Source organism: Pseudomonas gregormendelii (assembly GCF_017114825.1).
Lineage (GTDB): Bacteria > Pseudomonadota > Gammaproteobacteria > Pseudomonadales > Pseudomonadaceae > Aquipseudomonas > Aquipseudomonas gregormendelii.
On record NZ_JADEVO010000043.1, the window covers coordinates 1 to 26,529 of the forward strand.

Genomic DNA, 26,529 nt, shown 5'->3' on the forward strand with positions numbered 1-26,529 from the left:
CCCCCCAACCCACTCCCCACCCCGCTCCTCACCCTGTAGGAGCTGTCGAGTGAAACGAGGCTGCGATCTTTTAACACCCAGCGCACACCAGCCACCAACATGTCGCCCCAATTCCCACAGGCATTTTCCCTACAACACAGGCGTACGCGGCGGGATCAGGCGCTTGGAGCCGGTGGCCTCGAACGCACTGGCCAGGCGCAGCAACGATGAATCGTCATAGGCACGACCGGCAAAGGTCAGGCCCACCGGCATGCCAATGTCCGGCATCACGCCCATCGGGACCGTCACCGTAGGGACGCCCAGGTGGCGGATAGCGAGGTTGCCATTGGCGACCCAGACGCCGTTGCTCCAGGCGATGTCCGCAGAACGGGGATCGACATCGGCATTCGCCGGGGCCACGTCGGCGACGGTCGGAAACAGCACCGCGTCCAGGCCCAGGCGATCCATCCAGTCTTCGAGATCGATGCGCCGGGTCTGTTCCAGTCCGCGCAGGCCGTCAGGCACCGTGGTGATCTGGTCCCACGGTGTGATGCCGCGTTCGGCCATGCGCACATACTCGTCCATGCCCGCTACCAGGTCGCCTTCGCGGTTGGGCAGGGTGCCTGGGTCGTGGGGAAAGATCAGCGGGCCGTCGACGTCGACCAGCCGGTTGAGCTTTGGATCCCCGTTGGCCTGCAGGAAATCATCGAACGCCCAGGCCGTCAGGTCCCAGAGTTCGTGGTGCAGAAACTCCTTCGACACCAGGCCCCGAGTGAAGACCGTCGGTGCTCCGGGGCGATCACCCTCGCAATTGGACACCAGCGGGAAATCCACTTCGATCACTTGCGCGCCCGCCGCTTCCAGCGTCTGACGCGCCTGTTGCCAAAGCCCGATCACCGAATCCCGGGTGATGATGCGCTGGCCTGTCGGCCCGCCGATGCCCGGCGCTTCTGCCGTGCCAGCCTCGGGGTCGGCATTGATATACATGCGCGGCACGCCCAGGCGTTTCCCGGCCAGAGCCTCAGCCTTAGCGGCCAGCGCTGGATAGCTCGCCGGACGCACCGAGGCCACGCTCGGAATCGGTACCCAGGGCTGCATGCGCCACAGGTCGCCGCGGGTGTCGGGATCTTCCGCGACCACCACGTCGAGCACTTCGAGCAGATCCGCCATGGTCCGGGCGAAGGGCACGACCACGTCCATGGTCGGCGTCAGGGGCCAGTTGCCGCGCACCGAAATCACCCCACGCGAAGGTGTATAGGCACACAAGCCGTTGTTCGATGCTGGCCCACGGCCACTCGACCAGGTTTCTTCCGCCAGCCCGAACGCGGCGAAACTGGCCGCCGTTGCCGTACCCGCGCCATTGGACGAACCGGAAGCAAAGGGCGCCGTGAGGTAATCGGCGTTGTACGGGCTCTCTGCACGGCCATAAACCCCGCGTTGCATACCTCCATTGGCCATGGGCGGCATGTTGGTCTTGCCCAGGCAAATCGCACCCGCACCACGCAGGCGCTCGATGGTGAACGCATCACGGTAAGCCACCAGGTCGACGAAGGCCGGGCTGCCGGAGGCGGCCGTCAGCCCCTTGACCAGATAACTGTCCTTGGCAGTGTAGGGAATACCATCGAGCGGGCCGAGGGTCTGGCCCTTGGCGCGGCGCTCATCGGATGCCTGCGCTTCGGCGAGGGCTTCAGGGTTGCGCACCACCACTGCGTTCAGCGCTGTCGGCGTGTCGCGCCCGTCGTAGGCATCGACCCTGGCGAGATAAGCCTGGACCAGTTCAACCGCGGTGGTCTGGCCCGACTCGAGCGCCGCCCGCAGCTGCGCAATGGAAACCTCAGTGACCTCGATCATGCGGTTACCCCCGACATTGTTTGAATGATGTGCTTCGTTGAACCAAAACGCTGGGTCCGGGGGGCATCACACTTCTCAACTTGGATATTCATATGACTCTCGTTGCACTGCATTCGCGACAGGGCCTGAGCTTATCGGCCGAGTGCCTATTTTGCACCAGAGTGGGCGCGCCGCCGGCAAAAAAAGTACCGAAGCCTCAACCCTCGCGGCCATGCGCAGCGGCGGCCAGCTGTCCGGTATCGACCCGCACGAACACCGAGTCGCCCACCGCTGTCAGCACGCCATCGGCATACACCTCGCAGATCACCCGGGTCTTGCGGCCAACGTCACTGCCAAGCCTATAAGAATTTCCTGACCTGTGGGAGCCTGACTGGCCGGCGATGACGCCCGTGAGCTCGCCATCGCCGGCAAGCCAGCGCCTGCAAGATGCTCTGCCCTACGGTTTCACGACCACCGCCCCGCCGGGTAGCCCGACGCTGTTCACCGCCCCATAGGACACCCGCGGCACACCTCGCATGCGCTGCTCCAGCAACTGCGTGAGCGACTCTCCGGGATTCAGATAAGCGTCGCCGAAATCCGTGCCGATTTGGTTCGGGTGGGCGACGATTTCCAGTACTCCTTTGGTCGGCATTGCTGCGTTGCGCAGGTCCACAGGCGTGCACACATAGTCGGCTGTGGCGCCGGCCAATTGCTGGAGACGGGCGTTGAGCAATCGTTTGAACACGCGCTTGGGCAGGCTGAGGTTTTGCCCCAGGTTGCGCGCCAGGCGCACCGGCACGCCCTGGCGGGCGGCGAAGCGCGCGACGATTTCGCCGATCGGCCAGATGTTGTGCACGTGTTGATGGGAATCCAGATGGCTGGGCCGCACGCCGTTGTCCAGGCAGCGTTGCCATTGCGCTTCAAGCTCCTCCAGAACCGCTTGGCGATCTTCGCGGCTGAGCCAGAGGCGATGGCGGGGCAGGTTGAGGTCGAACACCCCGGCGTTGTCGCAGAAGTGCGGGCGCGAAAGAATGCCCAGGCTCAACGGCTGGCCGTAGGTGAGGTTGAAGTGCAGGCCGATGCGACCGGTCAGCAGCGGATGCCGCGCCATGGCGCATGCGGCTTCGAAGGCCGGCATGTTGGCCATGGCCGTGGCAGAGCTGATAACGCCCGCCTGGAATGCACCGAGGATCACGGCGTTTTCATTTGGGCTGAGCCCGAAATCATCAGCGTTGACTATGACTTGACGTGGCATGTTTGCCCTCCAGTATGGCGGTGTTCCTGGCCTTGACCTGCTTGGCAGCGGGGGTGGGCGTGGCCACGGCGGCCGCCACTGGTTGCACCGCTTCCGGTTTTACGGGCTTGGCCGCACGCCGCGCTTTCCATTGTTGCAACCGTGGCTTGAGCGCCTGCCAGACCCGTAAGGCCAGCCCCAGGGCGATACCGCTGGGTCGCCAGGAATAGAAGCTCCAGCGCCAGTGCTCCAGTTGCCCGGTCATGCGCTCGTGCAGTTGATGACTGGAATTTTCCAGACTGACGCGCGAGGCATCGATCCAGCGCCAGTTGTCGTCCAGGCCCCAGCGAATCCACTCTTCGAGCAAGACGCGGCCGCTGCCCAGGTCGGCGTATTGCGGCAGGAATGCCAGGTTGTAATCGTACAACCGACCCTGTTCGAGCAGCCCCAGGCGGTAACTGATGCAGCGCCCGTCCAGCTCGAGGATCACCACCCGCACCAGCCCCTGGGCGGCGAGGGCGGTGAAGGCTTGATTCATCCATTGGCGGTGGCGCTCATCGGCAAAAATCCCCACCCCTTCGTCACCTTTCCAGCTTACCGCCTCGACTTCACTGATGGCCTGCAGCAACGCACCCATGGTCGACGCATCCGGGGTAATGCGCCGCACTTGTGCACCACAGGCAGCGATGCGTTTACGTGCGCGGCGCAGTTTGTAGCGCGGGTCGCCGGAGATTTCCTGGTGGTCGGCCTCGCTGATCTGGTGCACGGGCACGCGACAACTCAGGCGCCGTTCACCGGTAGAGCTGTGCGCCATCCAGTGGGTCAGGGCGCTTTCTTCGCCAGCGGCAGCGCAAAGCTCGTTCAATTGCAGCAAGGCGTGGGGCAGTTTGCGGCGAACCTGCGCCAATGCCTGGCGCACGTCCCCGGCGTCCAGGCGGGCAAGCAGCGCCAGGCGATCGGCCAGGGGGTAGCCCAGGTGGTGCAGCACCCGGAAGGGCAACCCGCCGAAACGCTCCACCGATGCCACCAAGGGCAGGCACAACTGCAGCTCATCGCCTCGCCAGGCCAGCAGCACATGCACCTGGCATCCGACGGCGAGGGCCTGTTCCGACGCGCACATCCAGGCCAGCGTGTTGAACGGAGTGTGCTCCGCGACCCGCAGGCGCAACGCTTCATAAGCCGCTGCCGGGAAGTCGGGTGTACACAGCGAAGTACGCCATTCAAATCGTGCTGTCATAGGTTCAGGTCGGTCCGTGGCGTTCATGAGGCGCTCCAGCGCAGGGCGAACAAGGTTTCCCCAGGCAGCTCGAAGCTGATGCGGCCGCCCTGGCATTTGAAAGGTGCTTCGCGGCTGCGATTGTCCGCGCCGAAGTAATGCAATGTGCCGTTGTTCAGCGGGCAGGCCGTGCCCTCCAGGCTGACCAACTGGATGCGCGCGCCTTTGTTGACCCCGAACAGACTGCGTTGATGGTCGCTGGCCATGGCCAGCACATCCACTTCGAAGGCGTCGTTCTCCAGGCGCATCACGTCGTGCAGCCAGTGCTGCTGCATGAACTGCTGGGCATATCCCACCGGTTTGAGCTCGTAGTGCTCTTCGTCGAGCATGCGCAGCATGCCCTTGCGATGGTCGGATTCGTCGGCGGCCTGGAACCAGCCGAGCATGTCGAGCAAGCCATCCTGGGATGAATTGATCGCTACCGAGGCCCACCACAGTGAAGCGTAATGGGTCTCCTGGTCGTACGGGCTGAGGCTGCTCCCGCTGGACATGTTGGTTTGGTCCAGCAGCAAGGCCTTGCGTGGGCGACCTTGGGCATCCAGCCCGACCAGATCGGCGGCGCGCCGCACGCTGTCGCGATAGACCCGGGTCGCCAGCAGGTCGCGCACCATCCATTCGTGCCAGGCCAGGGCATCGATGCTGTCCCCGGATTCGGCGAGCAGGCGCCTGGCCCAGTCGATGCCACGCCGGTCTTCGGCGTTTTCGATGAACGGACCGTTGATGAACCGCGAGCTCGCTGGCATCACAATGCGCACGCCGGCCTTGGCATTGGCCGGGTCGCTGCGTACCTGGCGAGCCATGCTGTTGAAGATCGCCTGATAGCTCGCGTAGTCGCGGTAGTTGAGGTTTGGCTCGTCGGCGAAGCCGATGTAGTGCGTGCCCTTGCCGCCGAGGGCGCGAGTGGCGGCCAGCCAGGCATCGAGCCCGGCGGTGCTGTTGGCATCGAGGCGCAGGTCGGCCACTCGGTACCGGCCGGCCAGCAGGGTCAGGTTCTGGGTGATGCCGAAACGCTCCTGGAACAGGCGACGGAATTTGTCTTCGTAATGCGGCCGGGTCGCCATGATGTCGACCAGGCTGTAGTGGGTCGCGGCTGTGGCGTTGAGCGCATCGAACAAGGCAAAAGTCGAGGGCGGCGGCAACGCGTAGGGCATGGCGATGCCCAGGTTCGGGGTCTTGCCGATCACGCCCGGGTGCAGGGTCAGGCGGGTCTTGCCGAAGTCCTCGCGCAAGGGTTTGAGTTGCTGTGGGGTCTGGGCAAACAGGTTGGCCGTGCCATCGAGCCAGAACGCCACTTTGCCACTGCCGCGCAAGCGCAGGCGCCAGACCTGGTCAGCGGCGGCCACTGGCAATTCGACCTTGTCGAACTGCCAATACGCCGGGTAGGGTTTGAGGGCCAGCGACACCTGCTTGCCGTCATCCAGCCGTTGCGCCTGTAAGGCCTCCACGCCGCCGTGGAACTTGCCGGCCAGTACCGCGCGCTCGCCGGCCGCGACCTTGAAGTACAACTCCTCGTTGTCCCCGGGTTCGGCGCTGAAATGCACCTTGGCCGGGGCAAACAGCGCGACCGTGCGCTCGTCGTGCTCAACCGTGTACCGGCGGAAGCTGTAGCCTGGAATTTCCAGGCGATAACTGGCCGCGCTCGGTGCCAGCGGCCAGCTTTGGCTGCCACTGGTTTCACTCGCGGCGATCTTGCGTTCGGCCTGCAATTTGCCCTGGCCATCGATCAGGTACAACTGTTCTTCGTTGGCTTGTGCCTGCCAGGCCGGCGTCCAGCGCACGGTCAGGGTGTCAGGACTATCGGGTTGCAGGTACAGGCTGCCGTCGCGAATTTGCGCCCAGCGCATGGGGGCGGCTTCGGCGCTCAGACTCAGACTGATGAACAGTAACAGCCACTTCATGCCGACTTCCGTTGCAGCATTTGCAGCATGGGCGCCACGTCGCTGGGCAGGATGATCAGGGTTTGCCAGATAGGCACCCGGCTCAAGTGGCAGTACAGCAGCAGCAGCGCCACAGTCACCGCCAGGTAGGCAATTGAAGAAGCCGCTGCTGCACCGACGATGCCATAGGCGGGGATCAGTATGAGGTTCAGCGGCAGGCTGAGCAGGGCGCTGAAACCCATCAGCATGGAAATCGCGCCGGGACGGTTCTTGCCCAGCAGGTCCAGGCGCAGGATGCTCATGTAGCACAGGCCCAGCAGGCCCGGCAGCAGCGCCAGGAGGGCCGGGTAGGCCGGTTGATAGGCAACGCCGAACAAGGTAATGATCAGCCATTCACCGATCAGCGCCATGGACAGGCACGCACCGATCATCACCGTGGCGGTGAGGCGCAATGCCAGGGGCGTGAGTTTCTCAATGCCCTTTTCCTGCTGCAGCAGGTTCTTCATCAGCGGAGTGGTCACGGCTTCGGGAACGATCAGCAGCAATTCCGCAGCCGCGCTGGCCATCGCGTAATGGCCCAGGGCCGTGGTACCTAACAGGGCGCCGATGAACAGATAGTCGGAGCGCAGGATCACCTGCTGGAACAACAGGTCGGGATGGCTGCGGGCGCTGTAGCGCAGCAGTTCTTTCTGGCTGGCCCGGTCCCACTGCAAGATCACCGGCTGGGCTCGCTTGAGCCAGATCCAGCCGGTCAGCACCACCATGCTGAGCCCGGCCAGCCAACTGATCAACGCGGCTTCCAGCGCCGCGTTTTTCCACATCCAGAACAGGGCGAGAAACAGCAGCAGCGGCGCCACCGATTCGATCAGGCGCAAGACGTTGAACGCCATCACGTTGCCCGAGGCGTTGTGCAGCGTCAACAGGCCACTCTTGAGTACCGTCAGCGGCACCGCCAACAACAATAACCAGGCGAGCAAACCCAGTTGCAGGGTGATGTCCAGTTCGCTGCCGAACTCCCGCGTCAGCGCCACCACCACCAACGTCAGCAACCCGGCGAGCAAGCAGCCGTACACCAATACCTGACTCAGCAACAGACCCATGGGCCGATGCTGCGCTGCCTGGAAGCCGACGGCCGAATTTAGCCCGCCACTGGTGGCGGCGCTGATCAGTTCGGGCAGGGTACTGAGCAGGGCAAACAGACCACGCTCGCTTGGCCCCAGAATCCGCGCCAGCAAAACGTTGCGTAGCAGGCGCACGGCGATCATCGCCAGCTTGGTGCCCATGCTCAAAGCCAGGTTTTTCAGGTACGTGTTGCGACTCATGCGCGGGCTCCGCGGCAGATGCGCCAGGACAACAACTGCGGATTGCGCGCCACCCTTTGGCTGACGCCGAACCTGGGCAGTGCCAGCGGATCCGGGTGGCCACGGTAAATCCCGGCAGCGGTGCCCAGGGCAAATGGGAAATCATGGTCGGCGACCTGTTGCCGCACCCGTGCATCGTTGTCGCCATTGGGGTAGCAGTACACTGGCAACGGTCGCTGGCAGCCGTTGTGCAGCGCATCGCGGCTACGGCGGATTTCCTCCGCCAGGGTGCGATCGTCGAGCCCGGTGAGGATCGCATGGCTGGCCCCGTGCGGACCGAAGCGCACCAGCCCGGAATTTTCCAGCTCGCGCACCTGCTGCCAGTCCAGTGCCTGGGGCATGGATTCGGCCGGACACTCGTCGGTGAGTCGGCTGAGCGCCTGGGGCGGCAGGGTTTTCAGGCTTTGCAGAAAGCGCAGCAGCGCCAGGCTGCGGCGTTGCTCGTTGGCATCGTGCAACTGCGCCGGCAGTGGCCGGCCGGCCTGTTGCAGGGATTCGATCAGGTGTATCCGCGCCTCCTCGCCATGACTGCCCCAGAGCGTTTCACCAAGGCTTTCCCACCAGAACCGCTGGCGGCTGCCGATGAAATCGCTGGAGAGAAAAATACTCGCCGGCACTTGGTGCTTGAGCAATACCGGGAAGGCGTGCAGGGCGTTGTCGCGCCAGCCGTCGTCGAACGTCAGGCTCACTCTTGGCCGCTTCGTCGGGCTTTGGGTGGGTTGCAGGATGTCCATCAGCGGCACGCAGTCGAAGTGCCTGCTCAGCCAGCCCAGAAAGTGGTCAAAGGCCTGGGTGCCGATGCACAGTTCGTTGCGATGGGGCAGGTCGGCGGCGTCGTCATCGGGCAGCACCCGATGCAGCATCAGGATCACCCCGGCGCCGTGCAGTTGATTGCGCCCCACTGACGAGTTCAGGTAGAGCCATCCGCTGGTCTGTTTGAACAATTGCATAATCCCCATGGTTCCATCCTCTCAGCGATTTTGTTCGGGGTTCCATCGTGCATAGCGTTGACCGCGCAGGAACTGCCACAGCCCGATACTCATCCCGGCAAGGGTGACCAGCAGGAAGGCGGCGAGGCGGAAGGGTTTGGGCAGGCGGTGTTGCGAGTCCAGCAGACCGGCGATAGCGATCGCGTAACCGAGCAGTTGCGCGACCAGGAACACTTGGTAGAAAGCATGCTCCTGCCACAGCCAGAAATTGCTCAGCAACAACGGCAGCAACAGGATGGGCGCCAGGCGGCGGATCAGCTTGTGGCTGATCAGCGCGATGGCGTACAGCCCGTGCTTGAACGGGTTGAGCAGTTCGCGGCGCTGGGCCAGGCTTTGCAGACCGCCGACGGTCACGCGCTGGCGCCGGCGGAATTGTTTGTCTGCCTCGTCGACGCCCTGGTCGATCACTTGGGCCTGGGGCACGTAAACGATGCGTTTGAACGCCACAGGCGCACAGGTGCTGATAAAAAAATCATCGTTGACCTCTGCCGGCACGGTCTGGAACAACTCGCGTCGCAACGCCAGTAGCGCGCCATCGGCGGAGACCATGCAGCCGGTGCGATTCTCCACCCGGCGCAACCAGCCTTCGTAATGTCGATACAGGCTGTCGCCGATGCTCAGGCCTTTGCCGGTCACCGGGATCACCATGTGCCCGGCGCAGGCGCCGACCGCAGGGTCTGTCAGCGGCGCGAGCAGGTGGCCGAGGGTGTCGGTGGCCCATTGATTGTCGGCGTCGGTAAACACCAGGATGTCACCGCTGCTCAGTGCTACCCCGGCGTTGAGGGTCGCGGCCTTACCCCCGCGGGGCAGGTCGAGCACTGTGATGCGCGGGTCGACAACCTTGCGCGCACAGGCCACGGTGTCGTCGGTAGAGCCGTCGCTGGCGAGGATGATTTGCAGCGAGCGTGGCTGGTAATCCTGGGCCAGCAGCGTGCGCAGTTTTTCCTCGATGTGCCGCGCCTCGTTGTGGGCGGCAATCACGATGCTCACGTTCATCGGTGGCGCCGGCGCCGGACGGCGCGCCGGGTACAGCGGTGCGAGCAACGTCAGCAGCACGGGATAACCCAGATAGGCGTACACCGGCAGCAGCAGGCACATCCAGAAAATGAATTCAGCCACGGGCGGGCCTCCTGGCATTCCATTGGCAAAGGCTGAGAATGAACGCGGCGCCGGCCAGGTGCAGACGCACCCAGTGCAAGCCCCAGAGTTGCACCGTCAGGCCGACGCTGCGGTGCCTGGCACTCTGGCGCAAGCTCAGCATCAGCGCCGGCAACAGTGTCAGCACAAACATCAGCAGCGCGTGATGCGGGTAGCCGTTGAGCAGTGCTGAAATGGCGAGAAAATCCACCACCCAGGCCATGATCGACAACAACGGAAAGCGTAGCAGTCGCAGGCTCATGCCGTGGGTGCGCAGCAATTGCAGATGACTGCCCTGACGCCACATTTCCTTGCCCATCCATTCCCGCCAGCTGCCTTCGTAACCCCAGTGCAGGGCCACGCTTTGGTTGGCGGTGAGCAGGCGCGCGCCGTGTTTGCCCAGGCGCAGGGTGAACTCCTTGTCTTCCCCGGTGCGCAGGTTTTCGTCGAAACCGCCGACCTTGTCGAACCAGCTGCGCTGCATCAGCAGGTTGGCACTGGGCAGCCAGTCCACCGTCTGTACGGTATGGGCGCTGGGGCGCAGCGTACGGCGCTGCCAGGCGGTCGCGTACCAGGGCGCTTCGGCGGGGGTGTGCAGGTCCAGGCCAAATACATCGGCCTGGCCGCCGGCGTCGAGTTCGATCAGCCGGGTCAGCCAGTCCTCGGGCATCTCGATGTCGGCGTCGATAAAGGCCAGCCAGTGACCGCTGGCGACGGCGGCACCGCGATTGCGCAAGGCGCCGATCGCCAGGCCAGGCATCACCAGCACCTGGGCGCCGAACTGCCGGGCAATCTGCGGGCCCCGATCAGTGGAGCCATTGTCGACCACGATCAGCTCGCATTGCAGGTCGGCGGCATGCGCGGCCTTCTGCGCGGCGAGCAGCGTGCGCCCAATATGCCGCGCCTCGTTGAACATCGGGATGACGATGCTGATGCTGTTCATGTCCGAGCCTCGAACGGAGCGCTTTCTTCAGCTTTGATACGTAGCACGCTGGTCAGCGCGAGCATGATCCACAGGTACTTGTGGTTCGGCGCACTGAGGAACATCAGGAACAGTGTCAACGAGAGAAAACTCATGCTCAGGTGCGTCAGCATGTCGACTTGCTCGCTATTGCCGCGCTGCCTCCAGGCGCGACGCGCCCGCGTCAGGTTGTACATGGCCAGGCCGAGCATGCCGACAAACATCAGCCCGGCAGGAATCCCCAGCTCACTGAAAATCTCCAGGTAGGTATTGTGCGCGTGTCGGTACAGTTCTTCGGGGTTGCTGTTGAAGGCGAAGGCCTTTGAATAGCCGGTGGCTGCGTAGTGCAGCGGGAAGGTACCGGGACCGGTGCCGATCAACGGGTTCTCGGCAATCATCCCGCTGCCGACCACGATGTAGGACGCGCGGCGGCCCAGGGATGCGTCCTGGCTCCTGGCGCCGGAGCTAAGGATGCTCAAGGACTCGATGCGTTTGATGTAGCTGGCCGGCATCGCGTACAGCGCAAGCGGAATCACGATTGCCAGACCCAGCATGGCAAACCCCAGGTGCCGTGGACGGATGCGGGGCAGCAATGCCCGGTAGTGCCAGGCGCCGATCAACAGGCTGATAAACAGCACCACCAGGCCCGAACGAGATTCGGTCTTGGTAATGCCGACCAACAGCAGGAGGGTGCACCCACCCCAGAACAGCCGGTGCAGCATGTTCGAGCTACGCATGACCAGAAACAGCGCCAGGGGCACGGCAAAGGCGATCATCAGGGCGAAATTGTTCGGGTCTTTCAACAAGCCGGCAGCACGCCCGGCGTCCTGGTATTTAACGGAGAACAGCGTCATGGCGCAGGTCACCGCGACGCTGAGGGTGACCAGTTTGGCAAAGGTGTTCAGATTCAGTTCGCGACCAATCAGCAAGGTGATGATAAACAGCACCAGGCCGACACTCAGGTCACGCAGATGCCCAAGCGATACGCTCATGTTGTCGCTGTTCAGCAGGCTGAGCAGGTACAACGCCATGAAGCTGAGCAGAAAGCGCCAGATATTGCTGCGCAAGCGTTCGGCCGGCAGCTGGTGCATCGCCAGTTGCAACATCAGGATCAGCACCAGCGAGGCACCCAGGATTTTCGAACCGGGAAAGGCGCTGTCCTTGAACAGGCCCTCGAACGGCAGGATGGCGGCGATGCCCAACAGGCCCCAGGTCGGCTTGCGGTACAGGACCGCGACGCCGACCAGGCCCAGGACCACCCCCGGCGCCAGGAAAGGAAAAGGGCTGGCCAGCAAACCAAGGCAGACCAGGGCGAGCAAACTGACGATCGAGAGCGGAACAATCACGCGCGTGCCTCCCGTGCAGTACGGATATAAAGCTGCGACCAGCGTTCGGCCAGGGCCTTGAGGTCATAGCGATCCTGTTGCGTACGTCTTGCGTTGTCGATCAGTTCGCCGGTCAGTGCCGGCTCGGACAGCAACGTACCGATCTGGCGGGCGAGGGCGCTGCTGTCGGCCGGCGTTGCCAGCAAACCGTTGTGTCGGTCCTGCAGCACGTCGGGAATCCCGCCGACCGCGAACGCCACCACCGGCACCCCGGCCTGCATCGCCTCCAGCAGAATCATCGGCGTGCCCTCGGTGCGCGAGCTGATCACCAGCGCATCAAGTTGTCGCCACCACTGGCCCATGTCCGTCTGGTAACCGGGCAAGCGGATGCGCTCCTGCAAACCCGCTGCGTCGATGCGTGCCAGCAGTTCCTCGCGTTCCGGGCCGTCGCCGAGCATCACGGCGTCCAGGTGCGGGTATTGCTGACAGAGCGGCATCAGCGCATCGAGAAACAGGTCCGGACCTTTTTCACTGCTCAGCCGCCCAACGTAACCGGCGAGAAAGCGCTGCCGGTCGGTACTTGGGAGCAACTGGCCGGTGGCGGCTGGCAAACCGTTGGGAATCACCTGCAGCTTCATCCTCCCGACCCTGGCTTGCCGGTGCAACACGGCGATGCTTTCGGCGACGCAGACCACGCGATCCACCGAAGCCGTGCGGCACAATTGCAGGCTGAGCCAGGTGTAGAACTTCTGCTTGCGACTGCGCGGGGTGAAGCCGTGCTGAGTGATCACCAGCGGCAGGCGCAACAGCGTCGCGCCAACCCAGCCGAACAACAGGCCCTTGAAATTATGGGTGTTGATCAGCGGCCGCTCGCGGCGGCGCTGGCGCAGGTGCCTGAGCAAGGCCCTGAGCCCCGCGCAACTGCGGCAGTCGACGCCGGCTTCGCGAAACCGCGCGATCAGCTCCGGCGGCGCATCCAGAAACAGCACCTGGTGCTGCCCGGGTGTTGCCAGGCAGTGATCGAGCAACATCCGCTCAGCCCCATAGAAGCCACCGCTGCTGAGCAAATGAATGATCGGCAGGGTGCTTGCAGGTGCAGTCTGGCTGAGCGGCGCGTTCAATTGCGCACCCAATGCGCGAAGCGCGGCACGGTCCAGTTCTTGTGCGGGTTGATCGGCTCGACGTTCTGATCGTTGATCACCAGCAGCACTGGCAAGCCCAGTTCGTGGGTGATTTGCGCTGGATGCTTGAAGCGGTGATCGAAGAACTCACGTACGTAGACGAAGGCGATCGCCAGCAGCAAACCGGTGAGCAGTCCCAATGGGATGATCAGCATCGGTTTGGGAAATGCGGCTTCCGTAGGCTCGAACGGTGGGCTGAGAATCCGTGCGTTGGACAGGTCGTTGTCCAGCGAACGGGCGGTGCTGCTTTCGGCAAAGCGCTGGGCGTAGGTGGAGAACGCGGCGTGCAATGCCTCGATCTCGGTGTCCATCTGGCGCAACTTGCTCTGGGTTTCCTGCAACTGGTGGATGCGGTTCTTGAACTGGGCAATGCGCGCGGTTTTCTGGTCGATCACCGAGCCGATCACGGCCAGGTCGGCGGTGCGTTCCTGAATGCGGTTGTTCACCACTTTGAGGAACTGCCCGCGAGTCCGGGTGATCTGTTCGCGCTGCAGCAACATGGGCTCGCTGCCAGGCTGGAACACCGACAGGTCATTCATGTAACGGCTGACCTGGCTGATCAGCAGTTCGCCGAGCTGCTTGACCTCGCGATCCTCGAACGCCACGTTGTCGGTGGTGGTAGTAAAGGTGTAGGGGAAGGAGTAGTCGTTGAGTTTGGCGTCCTTGGCCGCAGCCAGGCTGGTTTTCAGGTAGTCGAGCCAGCGTTTGCTTTGCAGCAGGCGATCCTGGTAGAGGTTGAGTGCCTGCTCCTCGGTGTTGATGGCGTTCAGGCGGAAAGTGATTTCTTCCCGAGGATCAGCCGAGCCGACGCCCTCAAGCAGTGTCAGCCGGTTGCCTTCCAGGCCATCGAGACGCACCTGGTACTGCATTTTCTTGGTTTCGTAAAAGCTCTGCGGCAGGTCGATGGATTGCAGAGCCTGACGGCTGACCAGGTAGTTCTGCAGCAGGGCGGCAACGAACTTGGTGCCCTGGGCCGGGTCGGGTGAGCTGTTGACGATCGAGATCACGTTGGAACCGGGCAGGGTTTCGACCTTCAGGTCGCTCATGGCTTGCTGCGTCAGTGCATCCAGTTCGGTGTCCCGTACCGGGTCGGTTTCCAGGCCCAGTGCATTACGCACAGGATTGATCAGGTGTTCGCGAATGGGCGTGGTGACGTAGTCCTTGAATGGCTGCGCTACCAGTTTGTTGAACGTGCTCACCGGCGGCGTGTACTCGCTGTTCTCGCGCATTTGGCTGAGCGTTTCGCGAATCAGCCCCGGCGAACGCAGGATATTGCTCTCGGTTTCCATGTCTGCCAGCGATGGCGGAATGAACGAGGCGTTCTCCTGGTTGAGGGAGGTGGTGGCATCTCCCTGGGAGAGTTTTTTGGACTGCACGATCACCTGGGCGGTGATATCGAAGCTCTGCTTGAGCATCAGCGGCAAGATCAGTGCGATCACTGCAAAGATCAGGAAGACTCGTTTCACCAACTGCTTGTTGGCGAAAAAGATCCTGAAAAACTCGTGCAGGTAGTTTTCTTTTGGATTCATGACGGTCACCTGAGAGTTAGTTGTCGCTGCCTTTGTTGTCGACGCGGTAGCTGAAGCTCATGCCCACGCCCTGGAACAGCACCACGTCCGCCAGTTGCCTGGCGAGTTCGCCGGCGCTGGCCAGTTTGGTCTTGGGCACGTACAGCATGTCGTCAGGCTGCAGGTAGGCGATCTGCGTGGCATCGCCGGACAGCGCCTTCTCCACGTCATAACGATGGGCAGTGACCTGGTTGCCGTTGCGCCGCATGATCATTACCGAGTCCAGGCGCGCCTTGACGTTGGAGCCGCGGGCCATGGTCAGGGCCTCGAGCACCGACACCGGACGGCGAATCGGGTAGGAGCCCGGCTGGCCGACTTCGCCCAGTACGTAGATCTCGTTGCCGGCGGTGGACTTGAGCAGCACGTCCACGGTCATGCGTCCCGGCAGGGTGGCGTAGCGTTTATTGAGGAAGGTTTCCAGCTGGTTGACCGTCATGCCCTGCAGCGGTACGGCGCCGATTTCCGGAAAGCTGGCGTAGCCGTCGGTGCCGACGATGATCTCGCGGCTCATGCCGGTATTGGGGTGGTTGAGTGTCGACTTGAGGTTCTGCTCGTTGGTCAGCGGGCTGACCACATTGAGCGACAGCGTATTGCGATTGGGCTGGAACAGCTGCTTGCGCTCATACGCACGCTGGATCTCCACGCGGGCCTGTTCGCGGGTCAGGCCTTCGACTTTCACCGAAGTATTGGCCCCCGGGAGCTCGATGGTGCCGTCGGGCAGTACCAGCTGGTTACCGTTGAGCTGGCTGGCCGCGGTGAAATTCAGCGCAACCATATCGCCCGATTGCACGCGGTAGGCGTCAGAGCCACTGGTGCTGACGTGGAAGATCACGTCCAGGACATCCTGGGGCCGCAGGGTCTGCTCGACCTGGGGCACGTCAGTGGCCTGGGCATTGGTCGGTGCAGCCGTAAGAATCTGCACCGGCATCGACTGGGTTTCTTGGGAGGTGCTGGAGCAACCTGCAAGCGGCAGCAACAGCAGGACAAGCATTCTGGCGTTCATGTCGTCATCCTTTGGCGTTCGCTCACAGGTTTTTGTAGAGCCATTTAGGCATGTAGTACTTGCGTCGATTAAACACACTGCCCACCAGTTTTGCCCCGGCCTGGGTCAGGCGCTGGACAGCGGCCTGGGCCACTTCCCAACGGGTGTCTTCGGCGCGCACGACCATGATCACGCCGTCCACCTGGGTGCTGATGACCAGGGTGTCGGCGGCTGAGTACACCGCGTCGCCGTCGATCACGACAAAGCGGTAGCGGCTGCCCAACTGGTCCAGCAACGGGCTCAGGGTTTCAGGGGTCAGGTGTTCGTCGCCCCGGGCATAACGTCCGTTGGGCAGCACGTGGAAGGGCAGGCTGGAGACGTCCACCACACAGTCCTGCAGCAAGGGCGGGCTCTGGGTGTTGAACAACAGGTCGCGAAAGCCGCGCTCTTTGGTCAGCCCAAGCTGTTGGGTGAGGTTGCTGGTGGACTGGCTGGCGTCGACCAGCAACACCTGGCCGCTGCTCATTTGGGCCAGTTGACTGGCCAGCACCAGGGCGCTGGTGGTCGTGCCCGCGCCGGGGTTGGCGGCGGTCAGGAAGAGGATCCGCAGATCTTGATCGAGCACAGTCGAAGTCAGGTTGGACTCGCTCGGGTTCGCGATTGTCAGGCTTTTTGCAGTTGAACCGTCCATTTAACTCGCTCCGTGGCCGCTGAATACTTTGAAGGGGGTTTTCAACAGGATCTTCAGATCAAGCAGCAGGCTCTGCTCGGCGATATAGCTGAGGTCCAACTCAACGCGCTGGTCGAAGTCGATATTGCTGCGCCCGGAGATCTGCCACAGGCCGGTCATGCCGGGGTAAATGCTCAGGCGCGCAAGATGATTGTCTTTGTAGCGGTAGGCATTGAACGAGGTGGGCCGAGGGCCCACCAGGCGCATGTCGCCGGCCACCACGTTGAACAGGTTGGGCAATTCGTCGAGGCTGCTGCGCCGCAGGAAGCCACCGATGCTGGTGATGCGGGGGTCCTTGTCGATCTTGAAATCGATCGCATCGGCACCGTGTTTGTTGAGGTGACGCAGGGATTCCTTGAGCTCCTCGGCGTTGGCAACCATGGTGCGGAACTTGTACATGCCGAACGTGCGACCGCGGTAGCCGGTGCGTTTTTGCACGAACATCACCGGCCCCGGGCTGCTGAACTTGATCACCAGCGCCAGGCCCAGCAGCAACGGCGAGATCAGCACCAGGATGATCAACGCCCCCAGGCAAGCCAGTACCCGGTTGGTGCGCGATAACGTCCAGGGGCGACCACCATCGCGACCAGTGATCCAGCCACGGCCCTGCATGTGGATGGCGGCATCCATGCGGATGCGGTGTTCGGGGTCCAGCCGCTTGTCTCGCCTCAATTGTTTGAGAGGTACACCTTTTTCATGTCCAGTCATGGAATCCTCCGCTGAAGTTCAGCCGCGAACGGCGCGTGGGCGATAGGCAGTGGGTAGTAGTCGCGAAACCAGGCAACGAAGCGCCCAAGTCCCTCATCCAGCGCGATCCGTGGCTGGAAACCGGTGGCCTGGGCCAGGTCGCTGGCATCGGCACAGGTATTGAGCACATCGCCGGGTTGCAGGGGCAGCAACTCGACCACGGCTGTTTGTCCGAGGTGTTTTTCCAGCAGCGCCAGGTAAGCCTTGAGCTCGACCGGGTGTTGCCCGCCGATATTGAAAATGCGCCACGGCGCCATGCTGCTGGCCGGGTCCGGGGTTTCCCGGTCCCATTCAGGGTTGGCCTGCGGTGGCCGCTCAATCAGGCGGGTGATGCTTTCGATGATGTCGTCGATGTAGGTGAAATCACGCTGGTGCTCGCCGTAGTTGAACAGCTTCAACGGCTGGCCTTCGGCAATCGCCCGGGCGAACTGGATCGGCGACATGTCCGGGCGGCCCCAGGGACCGTACACGGTAAAAAAGCGCAGCCCGGTGCAGGGGATGCCGAACAGATGGCTGTAGCTGTGGGCCATCAGTTCGTTGGCTTTCTTGGTCGCGGCGTACAGCGACAGCGGGTGATTGACGCCGTCCCTGACCGAGTAGGGCGTGTGCTGGTTGGCGCCATACACTGAACTGGAAGAGGCGTAGATCAGGTGCTGGACCGGATGGCGCCGGCAGCTTTCGAGTATGTTCAGGAAGCCACTGAGGTTGCTGTCCAGGTAGGCCCTTGGATTTTCCAGTGAGTAACGCACGCCGGCCTGGGCGGCCAGGTGAATCACTGCCTGGGGTTTTTCAAGGGCAAACAGTGCCTCGATGGCCGCGGCATCGGCCAGGTCGACTCTTTCGAGCTGGAAACGGCCGACCTGCTCCTGCACCCAGGACACTCGATCGTGTTTGAGTTGCGGCTCGTAGTAGTCGTTGAAGTTATCCAGCCCGCACACTTGATGCCCGTCGCGCAGCAGCCGCAACACACAATGGGCACCAATGAAGCCGGCGGCTCCGGTCACGAGAATCTTCATGGACGCAGCGCCTCGGGCACGATGTGACGCAAGCCGATGCCGCTGTAGTGCAGGCCGGCGGCCGCCACGTGCTCGGGGTTATAGAGGTTGCGCCCGTCGACGATCACCCGCGAACGCAACTTGCTGGCCAGCAGCTCGAAGTCGACTACGCGAAAATTCTTCCACTCGGTGCAGATCACCAGGGCATCAGCGTCTTCCAGGGTGTCATCGCGAGTGGCGCACAGGTGCAGGTCGTTGCGATAGCCGTAGAGGCGACGGCATTCGGACATGGCTTCCGGGTCGTAGGCCTGCACGCTGGCGCCCTCGGCCCACAAGGCTTCCATCAGGTAGCGGCTGGGGGCTTCGCGCATGTCGTCGGTATTGGGTTTGAACGCCAGGCCCCAGATCGCAATGGACTTGCCGGCCAGGCCTTCGGGGAATCGCGCTTTGAGTTTGCTGAAGAGGATGTGGCGCTGGCTGTCGTTGACGTCGGTCACGCTGCGCAGCAGGCGCAATGGCATGCCGTTGTGTTCGGCTGTGTGCAGCAGGGCGCGCAGGTCCTTGGGAAAGCATGAGCCACCGAAGCCGCAGCCCGGGTAGATAAAGTGATAACCGATGCGCGGGTCCGAGCCAATGCCCTTGCGCACCGCTTCGATGTCGGCGCCCAGCAGTTCGGTGAGATTGGCCAGTTCGTTCATGAAGCTGATGCGAGTGGCGAGCATCGCATTGGCCGCGTATTTGGTCAGCTCGGCACTGCGATTGTCCATAAACATGATTTTTTCATGGTTACGGCAGAAGGGGGCGTAGAGCTCGCTCAGCTGCTCGCGGGCCTGCTCGTCGTCGGTGCCGACGATAATTCGGTCCGGGCGCATGCAGTCGGCCAGCGCGCTGCCCTCCTTGAGAAACTCCGGGTTGGACACCACACGTACCTTAAACATTGTCCTTTCCCGGCGTCGCAATTCTTCGCTGGCGGCGGCGACCACCTGATCCGCCGTGCCGACCGGTACGGTGGACTTGATGATCAACGTGCGATCGGCCTCCATGAAACTGGCGATCTGACGGGCCACGTTGAGCACATGGCTGAGGTCGGCGGAACCGTCCTCATCGGCGGGCGTGCCCACGGCGATGAAGATGAGCTCGGCGTGTTCCACTGCATCGCTGGCCTGGGTGGTGAACAGCAAACGACCGGCCTTGATGTTCTCTTCCAGCGTGCCGGAGAGTCCTGGTTCACTGATCGGCGGTACCGCTTGTTGCAGCTGCTTGATCTTGTTCGGATCAATGTCGACGCACAGGACGCGATGTCCGACATCGGCCAGTGCCGCTGCTTGTATCAGGCCAACGTAGCCCGTACCAAATACGCTCACGTCCATTTTGGCGTGCCTCGTAAGACGGTGGAGAGGATCAGAATTAGACTGTCAAAATGGGTATAGACCAGCCGTGGAAATCCGTGTCAGCAAAATGACGTGTTGCATTGGCAAGACAAACCCCAAGGCTGGGGGCGATATGCCATCAAGTGCTTGTCGCAGCTGCGTTTGCCCCGTTTTTGAGGGGTTTGAGGGCTGTTCAAAGAAAACGATAGACGGTCGCTGGGCGATTCTGGGGAGGATTTGGACGCTTCAGGTGTGTCAGATTTGAGTCAACTTTTTTTTGACGCTTTGTAAAAAAGTCCGACATTTCTTGCGCAAAAATGGCTATGTGCCAGCGCCAAGAAATAGCCGACAAACTATTGGCAAACTGCGTTGCCGGGCGGCAACTCTTCGGGGAGAAAGTTTGCGGTTATTCGAGGTGATTCGCGCGAACAATCACCGCGCGGATACTGCATCTACCCTCATGCCAAGGCGCGTTAGGTAGCGAGCAGCGCTTCAGTTCATCACTGCGGACGACCCCTTGAGCATCTCCGTGCGTGCAGTGCGCACCGGATCATGCAGCAGCGAATATCCGCGCTCCAGCAGCGTGCGGCCGATTAATCGCGAACCACCCTCATTCAGGTGCGAATCGTCCAGATACAACAACTGCCCTTGAATGATCGGGCTGCAAACCCCCGCCGGGCATATCACCTGATTGGGGTCGATAAAGCGCACTTGGGGAAATTTCGCCCGCACGTCCGCCCAATACGGTGCGAGCGCGCTCTGGACTACCGAACAATCGCGCTCGGAGCCAAACATCAAGCGCCTGATCGGGCAACTGGCGGCCTTTTCGATGTGCTGGTTGCTCAGGATCACGATGACCTGGCCGCTGCTCTCCACCACCCGCCCAATGCTCGCCTCAACGATATCCCTGGCATCGGCTTCCTTGGGCCAGATCGCCGCCAACACCACATAAGGGTATTTGTTCTGCTCGATCAGGCTGAACACTCGCTCGTTGCGTTTCGCGCAGTGGGCGGCGTACACCGGGGACATATCGGCGTCGTAGCCGGGGATCGGCGGGCACGAGTCCATGGTGTAATCCATGATCGATAGATTGTCGGGTCTGGCCAGCAGATCGACCATTCCCGTGAAGTGATTGGCAAACGAGTCGCCGATCATGATGCCGTCCAACCTCTCTTTTTTCGCGCCCAGGCGGCATGAATCATCAGGCCCTGTGCTGTACAGCGCATTGGTGACATGACAGCCGCGACGAATTTCGTTGGGCCTGTTCTGGGTCATCGCTTCCAGCGCTGAAACCTGGGGACCAAAACGTTGCGGGAAACCGTTGAAAACGACGCTCAGCACTGCAATGGCAGCCAGTCCCAGGGCCGGGAGCGCAAATCGGCGAACGAACACCCGGGAAAAATGCCAGCTCGCGCCCGCGCGCCGGAAGGGCACCTCGACATAACGCCAGGACAACCACGACAGCCCGATCGACACCGCGATCAGCAGCGCACCGACGGGTATGTCGACCGGGATTTCCAGATAATTGAGGTAGGCAATCAGTGGCCAGTGCCACAGATACAGCGAATAGGAAATCAGCCCGATAAACACTATTGGCCGGCAGGTCAGCAATCGCGAGTGCCTGTCGCCGCTGCCCGCGAGAATCAACAGCGCTGCACCCAGGCAAGGGATCAGGGCGTTAAGTCCGGGAAAGGTCGATTTCGCGTTCAAGGCAAACAGCGCGAAACCGATCAGCAGGTAGCCCGCCAGCGCGAGGGCATGGGCGGTCAGCTTGCCCATGACACGGGGCTGCTGCAGATAGATGCCCAACACCCCGCCCAGCATCAGCTCGAAAAAACGCGTCGGCAGCAGGTAGTAGGCAGCCGTGGCGAAGACGCCCGTCGCGTATTCGGAAACGGCCACTGCGAGTACCACGCCGATCCCCAGGATCGGCAGGACGTAACGCGGTGCCAGGCGATAAAGCAGCACGATGAACAGCGGCCAGATGACGTAGAACTGCTCTTCGATGCCCAGCGACCAGGTATGCAGAAGAGGTGCCTCGCCGGCATCGGCGGCGAAGTAGTTGCCGTACTTGATCCAGATATAGATGTTGGAAACGCCCAGCAGGGAGAGCAGGGCGCTGACGTTGAGCCGGATCAGGTCGACCGGGGACAGGATAAAGGCGCCAACGATCACCGTCGCCAGCAACACCGTGGCCAGCGCCGGGACGATGCGATTGATGCGTCGCTGATAGAAGCCCTTGAGCGAGAATGCGTTGCGCTTGACCTCGGAATACACCTGGGAAGTGATCAGGAAACCGGAGATCACAAAAAATACATCCACTCCCACAAAACCGCCTGGCAGCAGGCTGGTATTGAGGTGGTGCAGCAATACCGCGATCACCGCTACAGCTCGTAGACCATCTATGTCCGAGCGGTATTTGCCTTCAGCCATGCGCCTGACCATCCCTAAAGCTTTCGCCAGCCAGCCAAGTCCGACCCATGACAACCACAGTCAAGATTTTGGACAGTTAAACCCACATGTCATTTGTAGCTGGGAATTGGCTGGACGCAAATCGCCGTCAGTCGCCGCAGGCGCCCGGCACCCGGGCAATCGTGATCGGACAAAAGTCCTGCCAGGCCGCTATCCTTGGCCGACGCTCACCGAACGGGTCGACCCATGCTTGAAGTCCACGCAGTGTTCAAAAGCTACGCAACGCCGCAAGGGCCCTTGCCGGTGCTGCAAGGCGTCGACCTGATGTTGAAACCGGGCAGCAGCCTGGCCTTGATGGGCGAATCCGGCAGCGGCAAGAGTACTTTGCTGCACCTGATCGCCGGGCTGGACAAGGTGGATCACGGCACCATCACCAGCGGCGAGTATCGGCTGGACCAGATGAACGAACGACAGCTGGCTAACTGGCGCCGCAGTGAAATCGGCCTGGTGTTCCAGCAGTTCAACCTGATCGGCAGCCTGCGCGTGGAGGATAACCTGGCATTTCAGGCGCGCCTGGCAGGGCGCCATGATCCGCAGTGGCAAGCGCACCTGGTGCAGCGCCTGGGGTTGGCGGATCTGCTGCGCCGCTACCCGGAACAACTCTCCGGAGGACAACAGCAGCGAGTTGCCCTGGGACGCGCGCTGGCGTCCAGACCCAAATTGCTGCTCGCCGATGAACCCACCGGCAGTCTCGATGAGGGCACCAGCGATGAGGTATTGAAGCTGCTGCTGGAACTGCTCGACGACAGCCCCACGACCTTGCTGATGGTCACCCACAGCCCTCGGGTCGCGGCGCGCCTCGCCGACAAAGTGGTGCTGCACCGTGGTCGCCTGGCTGGCGCGGACGGGCGCTGAGGTGCGGGTTTTCTACCAGGCATTACGCGCGCTGCTGAGCCACTGGCGGCAACACCCGGTGCAATTTTTCAGCGTGCTGACCGGGCTGTGGCTTGCCACCAGCCTGCTCACGGGCGTACAGGCCTTGAACAGCCAGGCACGGGACAGTTACGCCCGGGCCAGCGAGCTGATCGGGGGCGAACCCCAGGCCAGTCTCAGTGCACCGGGCGGGGGAACATTTTCCCAGCAACTGTTTGTGGACCTGCGGCGTGCTGGTTGGCCGGTTTCGCCGGTGCTGCAGGGACGGGTGACGCTCAAGGGACTGGAACAACAGCGACTGCAACTGATGGGCATTGAACCGGTGTCGCTGCCGGCAGGTTCTGCGGTGGCCGGGCGGGCACTGGCGATCGAGCAGATCGTCGAGTTTTTCACGCCCCCGGGCAGCACCTGGGTCGCACCGCAAACGTTGCGGGCCATGGGGTTGCATGAGGGCGAACGGCCGGTCAGTGCCAACGGCCAGACCTTGCCACCGCTGCATGCCCAAGCCGACATGGCGCCTGGCGTACTGCTGGTGGACATCGGCTTTGCCCAGCAGATTCTCGACCAGCCCGGTCAAGTGTCGCGCCTGCTGTTGCCCAAGGATTTCAGCGCGCCGCTGCCGGACCGGTTCAGCGCTGTGCTGCAACTCACGCGCAGTGGTGAAGAAAACAATCTGGCGCGCCTGACCGAAAGCTTTCACCTGAACCTCGATGCCTTGGGTTTTCTTTCATTCGTGGTCGGCCTGTTCATCGTCCATGCGGCCATCGGCCTGGCCCTGGAGCAACGCCGTGGTCTGCTGCGGACCTTGCGTGCCTGCGGCGTCAGCGCGCGGATGTTGATCGCTTGCCTGGTCGTCGAGCTGGGCGCTTTGGCGCTGGTCGGTGGAGTGGCCGGGGTCGCCAGCGGCTATCTGTTGGCGAGTGTGCTGTTGCCGGATGTCGCTGCCAGCTTGCGGGGCCTGTATGGCGCCGAAGTCGCCGGGCAACTGAACCTGAGCCCGTGGTGGTGGTTGAGTGGCATCGGCTTGAGCCTGCTCGGGGCGTTGCTGGCCGGTACCCATAGTCTGTTGCGGGCGGCGCGCCTGCCCTTGCTGGCGCTGGCCGATCCCCAGGCCTGGCACCAGGCCCACGCGCGCTGGCTGCGCCGCCAGGGCTGGGTCGCAGCGCTGGCAGCGGTGATCGCGCTGTTGGCATTGTTCCTGGGCGATAGCCTGGCCAGCGGCTTTGTGCTGCTGGCTGCGTTGTTGCTCGGTGCCGCGCTGGCGCTGCCGGTGGTGCTCAATCTGGTGTTGAACTCAGTGCTGCAGCGCAGTCGCTCGGTGCTTGGCCAATGGTTCGTCGCCGATTGCCGCCAGCAGTTGCCGGCGTTGAGCCTGGCACTGATGGCGCTGCTGCTGGCGCTGGCCGCGAATATTGGCGCCGGGAGCATGACCGGCGGTTTTCGCGAGACTTTCAGTCACTGGCTGGAACAACGCCTGAGCGCCGAGCTGTACCTCAACCCACAGAGCCCGGCGCAGTCGGTCGAGTTGTACGCCTGGCTCAAACAGCAACCGCAGGTCGAGGCGGTGCTGCCCAACTGGCAGGTGTCGACGCAACTGCAAGGTTGGCCCACGGACGTCTTTGGCGTGATCGACCACCCAACCTATCGCCAGCACTGGCCGCTGCTGGAGGCCCAGGGTGACGACCCATGGAAGCGCCTGGCGAGCGACGATAGCGTGATGCTGAGCGAACAGCTGGCCCGCCGGTTGAAGGTCCGGCTGGGGGATTCGCTGCCAATGACCACGCCCGGTGGAACCTGGTCGCCGCAGATCGTCGGCATCTATGCCGACTACGGCAATCCCAAAGGCCACGTACTGGTCAATGAGCGACACCTGCTGCGACATTGGCCACAGCTGACGCCCAATCGATTCAACCTGCGAATCGATCCGGCCTCGATTCCGTCTTTCCTCACCACGCTGCAGGCGCGCTTTGCCCTGGATGACAATCGGATCGTCGATCAGGCGCGGCTCAAGGACTGGTCCTCACAGGTGTTCGAGCGCACCTTTGCCGCGACCGCCGCGCTGAACAGCCTGACCCTGGCGGTTGCCGGCGTCGCTTTGTTCATCAGCCTGCTGACCCAGAGCCAGAGTCGCCTGGGGCAACTGGCGCCGCTCTGGGCGCTGGGGGTGACACGGCGCCAGCTGATGCTGCTCAACCTGGGCCAGACCTGGCTGCTGGCGGTGCTGACTCTGATCCTGGCATTGCCGCTGGGCATCGCCCTGGCCTGGTGCCTGGACGCCGTGATCAATGTCCAGGCGTTCGGCTGGCGCCTGCCGCTGCGGGTGTTTCCTTGGCAGCTGTTGCAACTGATGGGGCTGGCCCTGCTGGCGACACTGCTGGCGTCGGCCTGGCCGCTGTACTCGTTGTATCGCACGCAACCGGCGGATCTGCTGAGGACTTTTGCTCATGAGGATTAAGCTCGCAGTGCTGCTGTTGATCCTGCTCAGTGGCTGTGATCAGCCGGCGCCGGTCGGAAAAGGTTTTGCCGGTCTGGGCACTGCAGCGTCGTCATTTACCCCTGTCGTTCCAGGGCGGCTGTTCAGCTTTCCGGCTGATCACGGCCCCCATGATGGTTTTCGCATCGAATGGTGGTACGTGACCGCCAACCTCAAGGACGCCCAGGGCCGCGAGTTCGGGGTGCAATGGACCTTGTTCCGCAGCGCGCTGCAGGCCGGGCCGCCAGCGGCGGGCTGGGCCAGCCAGGTGATCTGGCTGGGGCACGCGGCAGTGACCTCGGCCACCGCGCACCACGCCGCCGAGCGTTATGCCCGGGGAGGGGTGGCGCAGGCGGGCGTCGCACTGGCGCCGTTCAATGCGTGGATCGATGACTGGCACTTCAGCAGCCAGGGGCGCGATGCGCTGGCCGACCTGCAACTCAGCGCTCGGGACAAGCACTTCAGCTACAACCTGCGGCTGACGTCCACACGCCCGTTGGTATTGCAGGGCGATCAGGGTTTCAGCCAAAAATCGGAACAGGGCCAAGCGTCGTACTACTACAGCCAGCCGTTTTTCCAGGCCAGCGGCGAACTGGAGATCGATGGTACCCGCTATCAGGTCAGCGGCCCGGCGTGGCTCGATCGGGAATGGAGTAGCCAGCCACTGACCGCCAGCCAGACGGGCTGGGACTGGTTCTCCCTGCACCTGGACAGTGGCGAGCAGGTGATGCTCTATCGCATGCGGCAAAAGGAAGGCGAGCCTTACCTGACCGGTACCTGGATCGATGCGCAGGGCCACACCCAGGCGTTGCACGCCAGCGAGATCAGCCTGGCGCCCGAGGGCACAGCGAAAGTGGCCGGTCGCACCATGCCCGTCAGCTGGTCGATCAGGATTCCGGGCAAGCAACTCGACATCCGCCTCCGTGCGCTGAACCCGAATGCCTGGATGGATTTGCGCATTCCCTACTGGGAAGGACCGGTGCGCCTGAGCGGGAGCCACGCCGGCCAGGGCTACCTGGAAATGACCGGGTATTAGCCGCGCAAACGGCTTGGAACTCCAACCCGCCTGCGGCTCTCTACCGTACGAACCCCTGCCGGGAACGCCGCAATTTGATGACTGCGGTGAGCGTGGCCGGGACAGTCGACGATCCTGAGCCTGAGGAGGCCAG

At 62.7% G+C, this 26,529-nt stretch carries 20 protein-coding genes and 1 pseudogene; 3 read left to right on the forward strand and 18 right to left on the reverse strand.

Going from position 1 to position 26,529, the window contains the following annotated elements:
* Positions 1 to 129 precede the first annotated feature (129 nt).
* From IMW75_RS22845 to IMW75_RS22930, 18 genes and pseudogenes are all read right to left on the reverse strand, one after another.
* Positions 130 to 1,830, reverse strand: a complete 1,701-nt coding sequence (locus IMW75_RS22845; RefSeq protein ID WP_205893847.1) for an amidase — start codon at positions 1,828 to 1,830, stop codon at positions 130 to 132.
* 196 nt (positions 1,831 to 2,026) lie between these two features.
* Positions 2,027 to 2,170: pseudogene (locus tag IMW75_RS27060) on the reverse strand (PaaI family thioesterase); the annotation flags it as partial.
* A gap of 96 nt (positions 2,171 to 2,266) precedes the next feature.
* Positions 2,267 to 3,064: a ChbG/HpnK family deacetylase gene (locus IMW75_RS22855; protein ID WP_045061569.1), complete on the reverse strand. Its 798-nt coding sequence runs from the start codon at positions 3,062 to 3,064 to the stop codon at positions 2,267 to 2,269.
* Positions 3,036 to 4,280 carry a GNAT family N-acetyltransferase gene (locus IMW75_RS22860; protein ID WP_205893864.1) on the reverse strand — a complete coding sequence of 415 codons (1,245 nt, stop codon included), beginning with the start codon at positions 4,278 to 4,280 and terminating at the stop codon, positions 3,036 to 3,038. Before IMW75_RS22860 ends, IMW75_RS22855 begins: the two co-directional genes overlap by 29 nt.
* A gap of 23 nt (positions 4,281 to 4,303) precedes the next feature.
* The gene (locus IMW75_RS22865) at positions 4,304 to 6,217 is read right to left on the reverse strand and encodes a hypothetical protein (protein WP_205893849.1); all 1,914 of its coding nucleotides are present in this window, start codon (positions 6,215 to 6,217) and stop codon (positions 4,304 to 4,306) included.
* A complete protein-coding gene (locus tag IMW75_RS22870) occupies positions 6,214 to 7,518 on the reverse strand; it encodes a lipopolysaccharide biosynthesis protein (RefSeq protein WP_045061567.1) in 1,305 nt (434 codons plus the stop codon). Before IMW75_RS22870 ends, IMW75_RS22865 begins: the two co-directional genes overlap by 4 nt.
* Positions 7,515 to 8,516 carry a polysaccharide deacetylase family protein gene (locus IMW75_RS22875; protein ID WP_045061566.1) on the reverse strand — a complete coding sequence of 334 codons (1,002 nt, stop codon included), beginning with the start codon at positions 8,514 to 8,516 and terminating at the stop codon, positions 7,515 to 7,517. Before IMW75_RS22875 ends, IMW75_RS22870 begins: the two co-directional genes overlap by 4 nt.
* Positions 8,517 to 8,528: 12 nt before the next feature.
* Complete coding sequence (locus IMW75_RS22880) at positions 8,529 to 9,665, reverse strand: glycosyltransferase (protein ID WP_205893850.1); 1,137 nt, start codon at positions 9,663 to 9,665, stop codon at positions 8,529 to 8,531.
* Positions 9,658 to 10,626, reverse strand: coding sequence for a glycosyltransferase (locus tag IMW75_RS22885; protein WP_205893851.1), 969 nt, complete (start codon positions 10,624 to 10,626; stop codon positions 9,658 to 9,660). The genes IMW75_RS22880 and IMW75_RS22885 overlap by 8 nt, the downstream gene beginning before the upstream one ends.
* Entirely contained in the window at positions 10,623 to 11,990 is a 1,368-nt protein-coding gene (locus IMW75_RS22890; protein ID WP_205893852.1) for an O-antigen ligase family protein, read from the reverse strand. Before IMW75_RS22890 ends, IMW75_RS22885 begins: the two co-directional genes overlap by 4 nt.
* Positions 11,987 to 13,090 carry a glycosyltransferase family 4 protein gene (locus IMW75_RS22895; protein ID WP_045061573.1) on the reverse strand — a complete coding sequence of 368 codons (1,104 nt, stop codon included), beginning with the start codon at positions 13,088 to 13,090 and terminating at the stop codon, positions 11,987 to 11,989. Before IMW75_RS22895 ends, IMW75_RS22890 begins: the two co-directional genes overlap by 4 nt.
* Entirely contained in the window at positions 13,087 to 14,679 is a 1,593-nt protein-coding gene (locus IMW75_RS22900; protein WP_205893853.1) for a GumC family protein, read from the reverse strand. Before IMW75_RS22900 ends, IMW75_RS22895 begins: the two co-directional genes overlap by 4 nt.
* 16 nt (positions 14,680 to 14,695) lie before the next feature.
* The gene (locus IMW75_RS22905; protein WP_045061561.1) at positions 14,696 to 15,721 is read right to left on the reverse strand and encodes a polysaccharide biosynthesis/export family protein; all 1,026 of its coding nucleotides are present in this window, start codon (positions 15,719 to 15,721) and stop codon (positions 14,696 to 14,698) included.
* Positions 15,722 to 15,743: 22 nt separating this feature from the next.
* Positions 15,744 to 16,391, reverse strand: coding sequence for a CpsD/CapB family tyrosine-protein kinase (locus IMW75_RS22910; protein ID WP_045061560.1), 648 nt, complete (start codon positions 16,389 to 16,391; stop codon positions 15,744 to 15,746).
* Entirely contained in the window at positions 16,392 to 17,138 is a 747-nt protein-coding gene (locus IMW75_RS22915; RefSeq protein WP_045061559.1) for a sugar transferase, read from the reverse strand.
* Entirely contained in the window at positions 17,135 to 18,193 is a 1,059-nt protein-coding gene (locus tag IMW75_RS22920; protein ID WP_205893854.1) for an NAD-dependent epimerase, read from the reverse strand. The genes IMW75_RS22915 and IMW75_RS22920 overlap by 4 nt, the downstream gene beginning before the upstream one ends.
* Complete coding sequence (locus tag IMW75_RS22925; protein ID WP_205893855.1) at positions 18,190 to 19,542, reverse strand: UDP-glucose dehydrogenase family protein; 1,353 nt, start codon at positions 19,540 to 19,542, stop codon at positions 18,190 to 18,192. Before IMW75_RS22925 ends, IMW75_RS22920 begins: the two co-directional genes overlap by 4 nt.
* A 492-nt stretch (positions 19,543 to 20,034) precedes the next feature.
* Positions 20,035 to 21,975 carry an acyltransferase family protein gene (locus IMW75_RS22930; RefSeq protein ID WP_205893856.1) on the reverse strand — a complete coding sequence of 647 codons (1,941 nt, stop codon included), beginning with the start codon at positions 21,973 to 21,975 and terminating at the stop codon, positions 20,035 to 20,037.
* A gap of 225 nt (positions 21,976 to 22,200) precedes the next feature.
* Between IMW75_RS22930 and IMW75_RS22935 the strand changes: the two genes are divergently transcribed.
* Genes IMW75_RS22935 through IMW75_RS22945 form a run of 3 tightly spaced genes read left to right on the forward strand, consistent with a single transcriptional unit; the run spans position 22,201 to position 26,396 of the window.
* On the forward strand, positions 22,201 to 22,869 hold the full coding sequence (locus IMW75_RS22935; protein WP_045061555.1) for an ABC transporter ATP-binding protein: 669 nt from the start codon (positions 22,201 to 22,203) through the stop codon (positions 22,867 to 22,869).
* Position 22,870: 1 nt separating this feature from the next.
* Positions 22,871 to 25,342: an FtsX-like permease family protein gene (locus tag IMW75_RS22940; protein WP_205893865.1), complete on the forward strand. Its 2,472-nt coding sequence runs from the start codon at positions 22,871 to 22,873 to the stop codon at positions 25,340 to 25,342.
* Positions 25,332 to 26,396 (forward strand): lipocalin-like domain-containing protein, encoded by a 1,065-nt coding sequence (locus tag IMW75_RS22945; RefSeq protein ID WP_205893857.1) that lies wholly within the window; start codon positions 25,332 to 25,334, stop codon positions 26,394 to 26,396. Before IMW75_RS22940 ends, IMW75_RS22945 begins: the two co-directional genes overlap by 11 nt.
* The last annotated feature ends 133 nt before the right edge of the window (positions 26,397 to 26,529 follow it).

Excerpts from the sequence above, each read along its gene's own strand:
- IMW75_RS22875 (WP_045061566.1), bottom strand. The coding sequence starts at position 8,516 with ATGGGGATTATGCAATTGTTCAAACAGACCAGCGGATGGCTCTACCTG.
- IMW75_RS22925 (WP_205893855.1), bottom strand. The coding sequence starts at position 19,542 with ATGGACGTGAGCGTATTTGGTACGGGCTACGTTGGCCTGATACAAGCA.
- IMW75_RS22945 (WP_205893857.1), top strand. The coding sequence starts at position 25,332 with ATGAGGATTAAGCTCGCAGTGCTGCTGTTGATCCTGCTCAGTGGCTGT.
- IMW75_RS22905 (WP_045061561.1), bottom strand. The coding sequence starts at position 15,721 with ATGAACGCCAGAATGCTTGTCCTGCTGTTGCTGCCGCTTGCAGGTTGC.
- IMW75_RS22855 (WP_045061569.1), bottom strand. The coding sequence starts at position 3,064 with ATGCCACGTCAAGTCATAGTCAACGCTGATGATTTCGGGCTCAGCCCA.
- IMW75_RS22910 (WP_045061560.1), bottom strand. The coding sequence starts at position 16,391 with ATGGACGGTTCAACTGCAAAAAGCCTGACAATCGCGAACCCGAGCGAG.
- IMW75_RS22865 (WP_205893849.1), bottom strand. The coding sequence starts at position 6,217 with ATGAAGTGGCTGTTACTGTTCATCAGTCTGAGTCTGAGCGCCGAAGCC.
- IMW75_RS22860 (WP_205893864.1), bottom strand. The coding sequence starts at position 4,280 with ATGACAGCACGATTTGAATGGCGTACTTCGCTGTGTACACCCGACTTC.
- IMW75_RS22935 (WP_045061555.1), top strand. The coding sequence starts at position 22,201 with ATGCTTGAAGTCCACGCAGTGTTCAAAAGCTACGCAACGCCGCAAGGG.
- IMW75_RS22885 (WP_205893851.1), bottom strand. The coding sequence starts at position 10,626 with ATGAACAGCATCAGCATCGTCATCCCGATGTTCAACGAGGCGCGGCAT.
- IMW75_RS22930 (WP_205893856.1), bottom strand. The coding sequence starts at position 21,975 with ATGGCTGAAGGCAAATACCGCTCGGACATAGATGGTCTACGAGCTGTA.
- IMW75_RS22900 (WP_205893853.1), bottom strand. The coding sequence starts at position 14,679 with ATGAATCCAAAAGAAAACTACCTGCACGAGTTTTTCAGGATCTTTTTC.
- IMW75_RS22870 (WP_045061567.1), bottom strand. The coding sequence starts at position 7,518 with ATGAGTCGCAACACGTACCTGAAAAACCTGGCTTTGAGCATGGGCACC.
- IMW75_RS22920 (WP_205893854.1), bottom strand. The coding sequence starts at position 18,193 with ATGAAGATTCTCGTGACCGGAGCCGCCGGCTTCATTGGTGCCCATTGT.
- IMW75_RS22915 (WP_045061559.1), bottom strand. The coding sequence starts at position 17,138 with ATGACTGGACATGAAAAAGGTGTACCTCTCAAACAATTGAGGCGAGAC.
- IMW75_RS22845 (WP_205893847.1), bottom strand. The coding sequence starts at position 1,830 with ATGATCGAGGTCACTGAGGTTTCCATTGCGCAGCTGCGGGCGGCGCTC.